The sequence below is a fragment of the Silanimonas sp. genome, assembly GCF_027531545.1.
Lineage (GTDB): Bacteria > Pseudomonadota > Gammaproteobacteria > Xanthomonadales > Xanthomonadaceae > Silanimonas.
On record NZ_JAPZSC010000006.1, the window covers coordinates 13,700 to 26,885 of the forward strand.

Sequence of the window (13,186 nt, forward strand, 5' to 3'; positions counted from 1 at the left end):
GATGCAGGAACTTGCCAGTCGAACGCTCTACCACTTCACGGGGCGCCCGCATCCCAAGGAAGATAGTGCGAACTTCGACACTCTGTGCAAGATATTGCGGTCGATGACGGTTCGGGCCTGCGATGTAGGGGGATCGCACAATGGCATCCGGATACGTCGAGACCCAAGCCGTGGCCTGTTGAACGGCGAACCGATCGAGCAGAGCGTGACTTGTCTCTGTGACATCCCTCGTAGTCTCTTGGGAGTGCATGCGCGCAGATACGGCCAGTTTGGCGTGGGTGTTTGTCGCGCCGCGGTCGTGAAGATGGGCACGCGCCCTGTCATTTATGTTCCCGTTTTCAGAACAGTAGGCGGAAGCTGGGCGGAGGGGCATCTCGCCGAAGTGTCAAACGTGCTGGATGGATTGCAGCGCTTTTCGGCTGAACCACCACCCGAACGTTCGAGGGTGGTTGACGCTCCCGCCATCGACGTGGACGACGCGTTGTGGGAAGCATCAGGCTTGATCAAGCGGGAATACCTCGCCTTCCTGAAGTTCTGGGACGTCAATCTGCCGGATGATCACGACGAGAACTTCTACCTGGAGCGTGAGTGGCGAAAGTTCGGCGACCTGCCTTTGGCGTCATGCCTAAGCGAGATCATCGCGCCGCCCGACTACCACGACGAGCTTAAAGCCATCATTGCCGAGTTGAGGGTGGGTGATCGCTACTTGCTTGGCGAGATCACTTACTCAAGTGTCCCGGATGTTCAAGGCCAACCCTGAGCAGCCGCGCTATTCTCCTATCCTCACATCACGGTTCCGACCATGAGCTTGCACAAGGAAGTCCACTTCGAGTCTGACCTCTGTGCGGCGATGGCCGCTCGGGGTTGGCTCTATGCCGAGAAAGACGGCGAGGGCTTCGATCGCGCCAACGGGCTGTACCTGCCCGACCTGATCGCCTGGCTGGAGCAGACGCAGCCTCAAGCCTGGGCACTGGTCACCAAGAACCACGGCAGCGAAGCCGCCAAGCGAGTCGCCGAGCGCATCCGCAAAGGCCTCGATGAACGCGGCACGCTGGATGTCCTGCGCCGGGGCGTGGAGATGGTCGGCCTGAAGGCGCCGCTGACTCTGATGGGCCTGAAACCTTCGCTGCAAACCCCAGAGACGCTGGCGCGGTACAACGCCAATCGCCTGCGGGTGGTGCGGCAGGTGCGGCACTCGCCCAACAAGCCGAACGATGCGCTGGACCTCGTGCTGTTCTTGAACGGCATTCCGGTCGCGACCGCCGAGCTGAAGTCGGATTTCACCCAGGGCGTCGGCGATGCGGTCGACCAATACCGATTCGACCGCCACCCGCAGCCCAAGGGCGGCGTGAGCGAGCCGCTGCTGGCCTTCCCGGGCGGCGCCCTGGTGCACTTCGCGGTGAGCCAGAGCGAGGTCATGATGACCACGCGGCTCGCGGGCACGGAGACGCGCTTCCTGCCCTTTAATCGCGGCAACGACGGCGGTGCCGGCAATGCCCCGGTGAAGGGTGGCTACGCCACGGCCTACCTCTGGGAGGAGGTCTGGGAGCGCGAGAGTTGGCTACAGATCCTGCAGCGTTATCTGATCGCCAAGCGCGACGACAAGAACAAGGTCAGCGCGGTCATCTTCCCCCGCTACCACCAGCTGGATGCCACCCGGAAGCTGGTGGACGACGTCCAAGCGAAGGGTCCCGGCGAGCGCTACCTGATCCAGCATTCGGCCGGGTCAGGCAAAACCAACTCCATCGCATGGACGGCCCACTTCCTCGCCGACCTGCATGACGCCCAGAACGAAAAGTTCTTCAGCAGCGTGCTGGTCGTGTCGGACCGCAACGTGTTGGACGCCCAGCTGCAGGAGGCGATCTTCGACTTCGAGCGGACGGCGGGTGTGGTGGCCACGATCAGCTCAGACTCGGGGAGCAAGAGCGCCCAGCTCACGCAGGCCCTGAAGGACGGCAAGAAGATCATCGTCTGCACGATCCAGACCTTCCCCTTTGCCTTGCAGCAGGTGCAGGAGTTGGCCGCGACGGAGGGCAAGCGCTTCGCGGTCATCGCCGACGAGGCCCACAGCTCGCAGACCGGGCAGGCCGCCGCCAAGCTCAAGCAGCTGCTCTCGGCCGAGGAAATGGCCGAGCTGGAGGACGGCGGCGAAGTCGACACCGAGACCCTGCTGGCGGCAGGGATGGAAGCGCGGGTTGGCACCAAGGGGCTGACCTATGTCGCTTTCACCGCGACGCCCAAGGCGAAGACGCTGGAACTGTTCGGCCGCCCGGGGCCGGACGGCCTGCCGCAGCCCTTCCACGTCTACTCCATGCGTCAGGCCATCGAAGAGGGCTTCATCCTCGATGTGCTGAAGTACTACACGCCCTATGACCTGGCCTTCAAGCTGGCCCATGGGGGCCAAGAGTTCAGTGAGAAGGAGGTCGAGCGCTCCGCGGCGATGAAGGGGATCATGCAGTGGGTCCGCCTGCACCCGTGGAACATCGCCTCCAAGGTCCAGATCGTCGTTGAGCACTACCGCGAGAACGTCCAGCCGCTGCTCGAAGGGCAGGCGAAAGCCATGGTGGTGGTGGCCTCCCGCAAGGAGGCCGTCCGCTGGCAGAAGGCCATCCGGGCTTACATCGACAGCAAGGGTTACGACCTTGGCGTGCTGGCGGCCTTCTCGGCTGAAGTGAACGACCCCGAGAGCTACCCGGAGCCGGTCACCGAAACGAGCAAGCTGCTGAATCCCGGGCTCAACGGACGCGACATCCGCGAGGCCTTCGCTCGCCCGGACTTTCACCTCCTCTTGGTCGCCAACAAGTTCCAGACCGGCTTCGACCAGCCCTTGCTCTGCGGCATGTACGTCGACAAACAGCTGGCCGGCATCCAAGCCGTGCAGACCCTCTCCCGCTTGAATCGGGCGCACAAGGGCAAGGACACGACCTACATCCTCGACTTCGTCAACGAGCCGGCCGAAGTCTTGAAGGCGTTCAAGACCTACTACGAGACCGCCGAACTCGAAGCGACCACCGACCCGAATCTTGTCTTCGACCTCCGGGCCAAGCTGGACGCGGCCGGCCACTACGACGCTTTCGAAGTGGATCGCGTCGCCAAGATCGAGATGGATCCGAAGGCGAGGCAGTACGAGCTGAGCGCCGCACTGGCTCCAGTCGCCGACCGTCTGTTGAAGCGCTACAAGGCCGCCCAGGTCGATAAGGCGACGGCAGAGGCAGCAGGGCAGGAGTCAGCGGCCAAGAAGGCCAAGGACACGTTGGAAGCGCTCGTGCTGTTCAAGGGCGACATGGGCGCTTACTGCCGGCTGTACTCGTTCCTGTCGCAGGTCTTCAACTACGGCAACACCGACATCGAAAAGCGCTTCATGTTCTACAAGCGCCTGATCCCGCTCCTCGACTTCGGCCGGGAGCGCGACGAGGTCGACCTCTCGAAGGTCGTGCTCACCCACCACACCCTTCGGAAGGGCGCCAAGGCGGCGTTGGACCTCCGCGACGGCGATCCTGAAAAGCTCCCCCCGATCGACGCCCCGGGTACGGGGGCCGTGCAGGACAAGGACCGCGTGCTGCTCGCTGAGATCATCGAGAAGGTGAACGGGCTCTTCGAGGGGCAGCTTACTGACAACGATCAACTCGTCTATGTGAACGGGGTGATCAAGGGCAAGCTGCTCGAGAATCAGACACTCATCGACCAGGCGGCAAGCAACGAGAAGATTCATTTCTCGAACAGTCCCGACCTCAGCATTGCACTCATGCAAGCGCTCATGGACGCGCTTGAGGCGCACACCGCCATGAGTCAGCAGGCGCTGGCCTCGAAGAAGATCCAGGACGGCTTGAAGGACATCCTGCTCGGGCCCGGTCAGTTGTATGAGTTGCTTCGTTCAAGAAGTGGGGTGGTCTCCCACTCCGATGCGCGCCAATGAGTGGCACGATCCATCTGCTTGTCGGCTAGCAACCGAGTTGCCCAGTCAATTCGCTGGACTGCTCAGTTTCCCCAACTTTCCGGATTCGAATGAACAGTTACGAGAAGACGCTTATCACTGTCGCTGAGGTAAAGACGATCAATGCGCACATGGTCTCACTCGGCAAGATACGGGCGACATCGGAAGACCAAGAGCTCGGTTTCTACATCGCATCGCTTGTTTTGCATCTTCAGCAACAGCAGCAACAGCTTGGACAGATGAGGCAGAAGTCCATACCGACCTCTCTGACCTTTTACCCTACGTACGAGGTGTCTCGACTCGTACAGTACTGCCAGTATCAGTTGGCATCCAGCAAGCCTGAATGGCAAATCCTTGCTGAGAGGCATGGTTGGATTCGTCCTGGGCAAGGTGTTTGACGAAGCATCCTTCCATGCAATGAGTAAATTCTTACCTGTCGATGATGTTGTATGTGGAGTAGGGGATTGATGGATTGATTTCTTCAGTAGAAACGTAGGAAGAGGCGGGGGATTTACTTCGCGCACTTACAGTTTCTACTCGCCAATTCGTGTCGGTTCAACTTCCACACAAACTGAAGCCAGCGCCTTGTCGCTGGCTTTTTCATTGGTCAGGAAAAAGGGTAGGTTGCTATGGCAAGTTTTCACTATGAGCTGAAAAGTGGTCGGAACGGGTACGACCACGCCCGTTACATCGCGCGCGAGGGCTTTCACAGCAAGCGAGAGGATCTGGTCGATGTCCAGTGCGGCAATCTGCCGGAGTGGGCAGAGGGGGATGTGGGGAAGTTCTGGAAGGCTGCGGATTCGCACGAACGCAAGAATGGAGCTGTTTATCGCGAGTCGATTGTTGCGCTCCCTGTCGAGCTGACTGTGGAGCAGAACAAGACTTTGGCGAGAGACATCATCACCAAGCTGGCGAGAGGAAAGCCTTACCAGGCAGCGATCCACGCGCCATCATCTTCGATTGAGCAGCATCCCAATCCGCATTTGCATCTCATGGTGTCGGATCGCATGGACGATGGGATTGAGAGGGATGAAACCACTTTCTTCGCTCGATACAACGGCAAGCAGCCATGCCAGGGCGGAAGGAGGAAAGACGGCGGCGGCAGCACGCGAATGGAAGTTCGTGACGCCTTGATCGCCAAGCGGAGGCTGGTCGCAGAGACGATCAATCATCATCTTGGGATGCACGGCTTCAGCCTTCGTGTGGATCATCGAAAGCTTTCCGAACAGGGTTTGGATCGCAAGGCCGAACGACACTTGGGGCCCATGCGCGTGCGTCAAATGGCTGAAAAGGAGAAGGCCACGTACGTGGCGGTTCGCAAGATTCTTCGCTAGTTCGCCGAGTACGTCCTCGGGTTTCGGCTAAAGGCCGTGGTGGCACACGCAGGATCAGGGGTGTTACATGCGGGGGGTCACTCCCCCCGCTGGCCTCTTGTCTCTATCCATGCCATTACCGCTCTGCGCTCCCAGCGCAGCGTGGTGGGCCCTAGCTTGACCTCTTTAGGGAAGTCCGGGCGCTTTCTCCAGTTGTCCACGGTGTTTGTATGCACGCGGAGTAGGTTGGCGATGTCCTCTTTTGAGATGTAGTCCGGGCCGTCTTCCACTTCTGGGCCCAATTGCTCAAGGGCGCGTTCTCGTTCGGGTGGAAAGTTCCTTTGCTTCGCAAGAGTCTTAGCGCGCGCGAACTCATCGAAAAGGCTTGGTGCAGCTCGAGTCTCCTTGTCTTCGCTGAGGATGAGCTGCTCATCCGGTTTTGGTCTTTGCACCAAGCGCGATGTTTCTTCTTGCTTTGCTGGAGTCTCAGTTTTCATCTCGACGAAAGCTGCGTCCTTGTTCTTCGTACTCGTTAGCGCGGCTGATGCGAAGTGTCGTTTTCCGATGGGGCATCGCCTGAGAAGCATTTCGGCAAACGTGTACGAAAGGGATCGCGAGTTCACGTATGCCTCGCGCTCGTTGAACTCCGTTGCCAGCATCGCGTCACTTGGGAGTATGCGTTCAATGCGGGAGTGGGTAGCGGCGTTGGCCTTGTTGCTCCACCAAGGCCACACTCCTCGGTCTTCCAGATACGACGCCAATGTCGGTCGTGACATCCATGCGCTTAGGGTTAGTGTGTAAGCCCGCTCGGTTTCGGACAGTTGGATGATGAAGTGCTTCGCCCGCAAATCCGCCTGCAATGCGTTGTACTCAGCGAGGAGCATAGCTGCGCGCCGTCGCTTGTCGACAAGCAGATGTTCGTCGTGAAAGAAGTGAGGGAGGCAGTCATGACCAGCGACTAGCAGGCGGTCATAGAGCGGCTCAAAGTCCTCAGTAGCAAGCGGAAATCGGAGGCGATCTGCGAAGGAGTTGAAATCGCGACGTAGGCGCGAAACTTCATGCTCATGAATTCCATTTCGAGAGCCGGAAACTGGGTCATGAACGAAGCCCGCAATCAAGTCGAAGCCTTTGAGTATGCTTTTCAGTGGCAGCTTCGCGTAGACCACCAGGTTTATAGCGTCGACCACTTCAATGCGTTCCGCATCAATCAGATTGCGCGGTCGCAGGAACTGCGAGTCAGTCAATGCGTTCATCGGATCTCTATGTCAAGCAAAAGCGAGCCCAATCTTCCATCATGCTTCGCCGTTTCTCCAGTGCGTCGCCTCGGCGGTATGCCGCCTCCGTTTTGTTGGCAAGCGTATGTGCAAGGGCCATCTCCGCCAGGTCGCTTGGGTACTGCGTAAGCTCGCCGACCCAGTCACGGAACGTTGAGCGGAAGCCATGAGGGACGGCGTCGACGTCAAGGCGTCGCATTACGGCGGTGAGGCTCATGTCGGAGAGCATTCCGCCTCTCGGGCTGCTAAACACTAGAGTGCTGGAGTTCGATGTGGATTCGCCGCGCACGCGATTTAGTAGGTCCAGCGCCGCTGTGCTCAGTGGCACCCGGTGTTCGCGTTTCGCTTTCATTCGATCAGCTGGCACTGTCCAAACGGCGTTCTCGAAGTCGATCTCACGCCAAGCAGCGCCCCTGACCTCTCCGCTGCGACAAGCGGTAAGAATGAGGAACTTGAGCGCGAGCGCTGCAACGCCCTCTTGGTTGTCCAGGCGCCTTAAAAAATCAGCAGTGCGATTGGAGGGCAGGGCTCGGAAGTGTTGAACCTTCCTAACTTGGCTTTGCGCCGGAAAGATCTTGTCAAGATGACCTTTCCAGCGAGCGGGGTTCTCTCCCTCACGGTATCCCTTGACCCTCGCCCAATCCAAGACGCTCTCAATACGTCCTCGAAGCCGTGAAGCGGTTTCGCTCTTCGTGGTCCAGATCGGCTCAAGAACGCTGATTACGTGGACTTCGGTGATGTCACCGACGGGCAGGTGGCCGATGACTGGGAAAGCGTAGGTTCGGAGGGTGCTTTGCCACTGGGCCCGGTGCTTCGCGTTCTTCCAGGCAGGCGCCTGTGAGGTGATATAGGCGTTTGCGGTATCGAGGAAGCTTTTGCGATGTGCTTCCTGTGCGCGAAGGGCTGACGCGGCCTCTTGCTTCTCCCTGATGGGGTCGATGCCTTTGGCGACGCTGTCCCTAGCTGCGCGTGCCTTCTCTCGCGCCTGAGCGAGCGTTACGGACGGGTAGCCGCCAAGTCCTAGGTGGCGTCGCTTGCCTGCGATCATCGTACGGAGGACCCATGAACGACCTTCCGCATCGTTCACGTACAGGTACAGGCCGGAGACCCCTCCCACGGCGTAGCTCCCTGGGCTCTTGAGTCGCCCAACTTCCAGTGCAGACAGCTCCTTCGCTCGCTTCGGCATGTGTCACTTTCGCTCCCGTACTTCTACCATCAACTCTACCATCCTCGCTTGTGTTGGCTTGGGTGAGTGAGTGGGGTGTTGTGATCACATTTCCTCACAAGCCTAATAAAAGCAATGATTTGGGCTCGGAAATCGTGAGGATTTGGGAGGCGCAGTGGAGCAAATAGGCGGACACTCTCTCCGCCATCCCGGGGCCTTCGCGACGGAGGGCCCGCGGGGATTTCCGATCACGCCGTGCCGACGGATCACAAGGGGGCAGGCATGGAGTACCGCTTCGAGCAGCGCGGGCGACGGCCGATCGTCGCCGTGGCCGCGATCCTGGGTGCTGGCATGGCCGCGATCGGGATGGCCCATGCTGCGCCCTGGTACTTCACCGCGACGGCGGGTGTCTCGACCCTCATGGCCGCCGCGATTTTCCTGCGCGATCGCCGAAGCGGCCTGCTTCTCGAAGGCGGGCGACTGACGCTGTTCAGGGGCGCATGGCGCCGGGCCATCGATGTCGGAACGATCCGCCGCGTCCGAATCACCCGATGGTCGGAAGGCCAACCCAGCGTCTGGCTCGATGTCGATGACGCCCCTCCTTATCGACTCCCCGGCGAGTGCTTCGGATCGGCCGAGGCCCTTGGGCGCGTCTTCCGGCAGCGCGGCATTCCGGTCGAGTGACGGCGCGGTACGGCACGATGCAACCCCTGATTCTTCCCCTGATCCTCGTCGTTCATGCCCTGCTGGTCTTCGCGCCGGCTGTGTCCATGTGGTTCGCGATGTCGCGACCGGCCCCGGGCAAGAGACGCTGGCTCGCGATGGTGCTGGCCTTGACCGGCCCACTCGTCGCCGCCTACCTGCTGGTCGTCATCGCTTGGCTGCCTTCCTACTCCGGCGAGTGCGGCGGCTGGCTCGGTGAGACCAGCCCCTGCAACGGTTTCGGCCAGTACGTGACCGAAACCCTGTACTGGGCCGCGATGGGCCTGGCCGTGCCCGCCGTCGTCGGCCTCGGGAACGGCGTCGGCGTGCTCCTCCTGAGGTGGCTTCTCGTCGATCGCGGACGGGCGTCGGCTTCTTCGCTCGCGGGTGGTGCCCCGTCGTTCCTCGTGATCCAGTCCGACGCCTTCGCCGTTCTCTGCGGCGCACCCGCCGACCCACGGCGGATGACCGCGCTTGCGATGCGCCACCATCGTGGGGCCGTCTGTCTGGGCCGCGGGGGCGAGGTCTTCACCCTCGTGGAGGTCAACCCGCTTCACGTCGTGACCCTGCTCGACCGCCTGCTGCCTTGGCGCAAGGTGCCGGCGCGCCTCGTCGGCCAGCCCGGGCCGGACATGTCGCTCGAGGACGTGCGCGCCCGGCTGCTTGCGATCCTGCAGAGGGACAGCAGCATCGCGGACTTCCTCGCGATGCCGGCCGATGCCGCCATCGCCCGGCTGGAGCGGGCGCAATCGCCGGCCGAACTGATCGACGCCGCGGACGCCATCACCCGGGGCTAGCGTGGACCGGCGCTGCAGGGAAACCCGTTCTGCCGCCGTTCCGGATCCCGCACCGTCGTCCCGTGACTCGAAGAGGCGTTTTCCTACATCCGGTCACGACGTCCGCCCTTGTCGTGCCGAGGTCCCCGCACCTAGTCTGTGCGTGTCCCCAACCCATCCCCCCGTGGAACAAGGAAACGTCGACAATGATCAAGGTGTTCCTGCTGGACGACCACGCGCTCGTGCGCACGGGCTATCGTCTGATCCTCGAGCGCGAGACCGACATGCAGGTGGTCGGCGAAGCCGAGGACGGCGAGTCCGGCCTGCCGCTCATCCGCCAGCTCGTGCCCGACGTCGTGCTGTGCGATCTCCACCTTCCTGGCGTCAGTGGCCTCGAGATCACCGAGCGCCTCGCCAAGGGCGACACCCCCACGCGCGTCGTGATCTGTTCGGTCCAGCAGGATGGCCCGATGCCTCGCCGCCTGATGGCTGCCGGTGCGCACGGCTACGTGGGCAAGGGCTGCGACGCCAACGAGTTGCTGCGCGCCATCCGCGAAGCCGCTCGCGGCAAGCGCTATCTCGCCAGCGACGTGGCGCAGCACATCGCGCTGGGCGGCGCGCAGGCGGAGTCGCCGTTCGAGAATCTCTCTCCGCGCGAGATGGAGGTGGCGAAGCTGCTCTGCCAGGGCCTCAAGCTCGAAGAGATCGGCCGCCGACTCCACCTCAGCGGGAAGACCGTCGCGACCCACAAGTACCGCCTGCTCGACAAGCTGGCGATCAAGGACACGGTCTCACTGGCCCGCCTCGCCACGCAGTACGGCGTGCACGACGCGACCCTCTCGCCGAACTGAGGCGTCCTGGCTCCGGCCACCGGTGTGAGAAAGAAAACGGCCCGGGATACCGGGCCGTTTTGCATGCGACGTCTGTCGCGGCCTGGGCCGCGGCTGATCAGACGGGGCGCGGGCCGTCGCTGCGGTCCGATGCGTTCTCCGCGTCCGGCGCAGCAACCGTCGGGACCTCCGACGCCGAGCTCGTGACGGCGAGTTCGGCGAGCAGGTCGCGCTGCAGCGGCGAGGGCACCGGAGCCGCCTCGACTGCCGGGGCTGGCGCTGCCTCCACCACCACCGGAGCAACGTCGATCGCCACTGGAGTGTGATCGGCGACAGCCGGCGTCTCCACGGCTTCCGGAAGCGCTTCCACGACGGGTGTGGCGTCCGCCGGCTGCGGTGCCTCGGCCACCACGGCCTCGGGTTCTGCTGCGGCGGCGGGCGCGGGTGCCGGAGGCGCGGGTGCGGCAACCGGTTCCACGATCGGCGCCGCGGCGGGCTTCGCCGGTGCCGGCAGGTCGTCGAAGTCGGTTTCGGCGCTGGTCAGCAGGACCGTCGAGGCCGTGGCGACGCTGCGCTCGCCGGCGGGCTTCGCCGATTCGCCATCGTCATCACCGTCGGCGTCGTCACCGAAATCCTCGCCATCCAGCGCATCGCCCGCGGCGGTGCCGTCGGCACCTTCCGCGCCGGCGCCGCGACGGCGGCGACGTCCACCGCGACGGCCGCGGCGACGCTTGCCGCCCGTGCCGGTTTCAGCCGACGAGGCGCCTTCCGAACCGTTGGTCTCGACGCCTTCGATGGCCGCCGTTTCGACGATGGCTTCGGCGGTCTCGGGCGTCGGCGCGAGGCCTTCGCCGGGCGCGGCGTTCGCGACGGGGCGCGTCGGCTCGGAGAGCACGGCCTCGGCGACCACGGCCACGCCCGCGACGGAACCTGCGGCTGCGGCGGTCGCGTTGGTGCGCGGTTCCTGAGGACGACGGCCCGGTTCCTGCTTGCGCTGTTCGGCCTTCTCGGCCTCGCGCTTCTGCTGTTCTTCCCGACGCTGCTGCTTCTCGAGGCGACGCTGCTCCTCGAGCTTGCGCTGCTCGTCGATGCGCTTCTGCTCTTCGGGGCTCCGCTCCGGCTTCGCGTTGCGGTCGCGGCGGTCGCCGCGGCCCGGGCGCTCATTGCGCTCGCCGCGCGGCGCGGGCTGCTCGCCGGTGGTGGCGCCCTGGCGCTCGCCACGATCGCTGCGCTCGTTCGTGCGGTCGCCGCGGTTTCCGCGCTCGTTGCGATCGCCGCGCTGGCCACCGCGATCGTTGCGCGGGCCGCGATCCTCGCGGCGCGGGCGCTCGCCCTGCGGCTTGCCGGTGGCGGCGGCCTGGGCGGCGGCGGGAGCGTCGTCGTCGCCGGTGAACACCGACATCAGGCGGCTCCAGAAACCGCGCTTCTGCGGCGCGGCCACAGGCGCGGCGGCCACCGGGGCGGCCGGTGCCGGAGCCACGTCGCCATCGAAGGTTTCGACGGGACGATTCGGCATCGGCTGGACCGGCTGCACCTTCGTCACGGCGGGCGCCGGCGGGATGTTCAGCTGGTTCTTCGTCAGCGCATGCAGCTCAAGCTTGCGCGGCGAGGTGCGGTGGTAGCTCGGCTTCGACGATTCCTCGCCCAGCTCGTTCTCGCGCAGGCGCGTGACGGTGTAGTGCGGGATATCGAGCGCCGGGTCGGCGACGATGATGATCGGTGCATCGTGGCGCTGCTCGATCTCGGTGATCGCGCGGCGCTTCTCGTTGAGCAGGTAGTTGGCGATTTGCGACGGGGCCTGCACCAGCACCTGGCCGGTGTTTTCCTTCATCGCGTGCTCTTCCACCACGCGCAGGATCGACAGCGACAGCGACTCGACGCTGCGCACGCGGCCGTGGCCGTCGCAGCGCGGGCACACCATCTGGCTGCTTTCGCCCAAGCTGGGGCGCAGGCGCTGGCGGCTCATTTCCAGCAGGCCGAAGCGCGAGATGCGGCCGATCTGGACGCGGGCGCGATCGTGCTTCAGGGCGTTCTGCAGGCGGTCCTCGACCTGGCGCTGGGCCTTGGTCGAGCTCATATCGATGAAGTCGATGACGACCAAGCCACCGAGGTCGCGCAGGCGGAGCTGGCGGGCCACTTCCTCGGCCGCTTCCAGGTTCGTCTGCAGCGCGGTTTCCTCGATGTCGCCGCCCTTGGTGGCGCGCGCCGAGTTCACGTCGACCGAGGTGAGGGCTTCCGTCTGGTCGATGACCAGCGCGCCGCCCGAGGGCAGGCGGACGTTGCGCTCGTACGCGTTCTCGATCTGCGATTCGATCTGGAAGCGGTTGAACAGCGGGATCGGGTCGCCGTAGAGCTTCAGCTTGCGCAGGGCGTTCGGCATGACCTGCTGCATGAACTCGCGGGCTTCGTCGTACATCGCCTGCGTGTCGACGAGGATCTCGTTGACGTCGCCGCGCAGGTAGTCGCGCAGGGCGCGGACGATCAAGCGGGATTCCTGGTAGATCAGGAACGGCGCCGGCTTCGACAGGGCGGCGTCGCAGATGGCGCGCCAGACCTGCAGGAGGTAGTTCAGGTCCCACTGCAGCTCTTCCGCGTCGCGGCCGACGCCGGCGGTGCGGATGATGACGCCCATGTCATCGGGGATGTTGATGGCGTCCAGCGCTTCCTTCAGCGCCTGCCGGTCTTCGCCCTCGATGCGGCGCGAGACCCCGCCGGCATTCGGCGAGTTCGGCATCAGCACCATGTAGCGGCCGGCCAGCGAGATGAAGGTGGTCAGGGCGGCGCCCTTGTTGCCACGTTCTTCCTTGTCGACCTGGATGACGACTTCCTGGCCTTCGCGCAGGCATTCCTTGAGCGTGTTCTTGTCGGGGTTCGTCCCCGGCTGGAAGTACTCGCGGGCGATCTCCTTCAGCGGCAGGAAGCCGTGGCGGTCGACGCCGTATTCGACGAACGCCGCTTCGAGGGAGGGTTCCAGCCGCGTGATGCGGCCCTTGTAGATGTTGGACTTGCGCTGTTCCTTGGCCGACTGCTCGATGTCGATGTCGTACAGGGACTGGCCGTCCACGATCGCCACGCGCAGTTCTTCTGCCTGCGTGGCATTGATCAGCATCCGCTTCATTGTCAGGTTCCTCATGCGCTCTACCGCGAGGAACGCCGGGTCGGGCCCGTCATCCGGCGCCGCTTGCGCGGCGC

Annotated in this window: 10 protein-coding genes; 7 read left to right on the forward strand and 3 right to left on the reverse strand. The window is 63.6% G+C overall.

Annotated elements, in window-relative coordinates:
* Position 1 precedes the first annotated feature (1 nt).
* From O9280_RS04440 to O9280_RS04455, 4 genes are all read left to right on the forward strand, one after another.
* A complete protein-coding gene (locus O9280_RS04440) occupies positions 2-760 on the forward strand; it encodes an abortive infection system antitoxin AbiGi family protein (RefSeq protein WP_298339315.1) in 759 nt (252 codons plus the stop codon).
* Positions 761-802: 42 nt separating this feature from the next.
* Positions 803-3,916 (forward strand): DEAD/DEAH box helicase family protein, encoded by a 3,114-nt coding sequence (locus O9280_RS04445; protein WP_298339317.1) that lies wholly within the window; start codon positions 803-805, stop codon positions 3,914-3,916.
* 89 nt (positions 3,917-4,005) lie between these two features.
* Positions 4,006-4,332, forward strand: coding sequence for a hypothetical protein (locus O9280_RS04450; RefSeq protein ID WP_298339319.1), 327 nt, complete (start codon positions 4,006-4,008; stop codon positions 4,330-4,332).
* A 231-nt stretch (positions 4,333-4,563) separates the two neighbouring features.
* Entirely contained in the window at positions 4,564-5,268 is a 705-nt protein-coding gene (locus tag O9280_RS04455) for a MobA/MobL family protein (RefSeq protein WP_298339322.1), read from the forward strand.
* Between the two features lie 77 nt (positions 5,269-5,345).
* On the opposite strand, the gene O9280_RS04460 is transcribed toward O9280_RS04455, so the two are convergent.
* Positions 5,346-6,500: a hypothetical protein gene (locus O9280_RS04460; RefSeq protein ID WP_298339325.1), complete on the reverse strand. Its 1,155-nt coding sequence runs from the start codon at positions 6,498-6,500 to the stop codon at positions 5,346-5,348.
* Between the two features lie 7 nt (positions 6,501-6,507).
* Complete coding sequence (locus tag O9280_RS04465; RefSeq protein ID WP_298339328.1) at positions 6,508-7,707, reverse strand: site-specific integrase; 1,200 nt, start codon at positions 7,705-7,707, stop codon at positions 6,508-6,510.
* A 234-nt stretch (positions 7,708-7,941) separates the two neighbouring features.
* Between O9280_RS04465 and O9280_RS04470 the strand changes: the two genes are divergently transcribed.
* The 3 genes from O9280_RS04470 (at position 7,942) to O9280_RS04480 (ending at position 10,015) form a co-directional block, all read left to right on the forward strand.
* Positions 7,942-8,370, forward strand: coding sequence for a hypothetical protein (locus O9280_RS04470; protein ID WP_298339331.1), 429 nt, complete (start codon positions 7,942-7,944; stop codon positions 8,368-8,370).
* A 17-nt stretch (positions 8,371-8,387) separates the two neighbouring features.
* Entirely contained in the window at positions 8,388-9,185 is a 798-nt protein-coding gene (locus O9280_RS04475) for a hypothetical protein (protein ID WP_298339333.1), read from the forward strand.
* 185 nt (positions 9,186-9,370) lie between these two features.
* The gene (locus tag O9280_RS04480; RefSeq protein ID WP_297866340.1) at positions 9,371-10,015 is read left to right on the forward strand and encodes a response regulator; all 645 of its coding nucleotides are present in this window, start codon (positions 9,371-9,373) and stop codon (positions 10,013-10,015) included.
* 97 nt (positions 10,016-10,112) lie between these two features.
* Here O9280_RS04480 and O9280_RS04485 read toward each other — a convergent pair whose 3' ends face one another.
* Entirely contained in the window at positions 10,113-13,112 is a 3,000-nt protein-coding gene (locus O9280_RS04485; RefSeq protein WP_298340600.1) for an Rne/Rng family ribonuclease, read from the reverse strand.
* Positions 13,113-13,186: the final 74 nt, after the last annotated feature.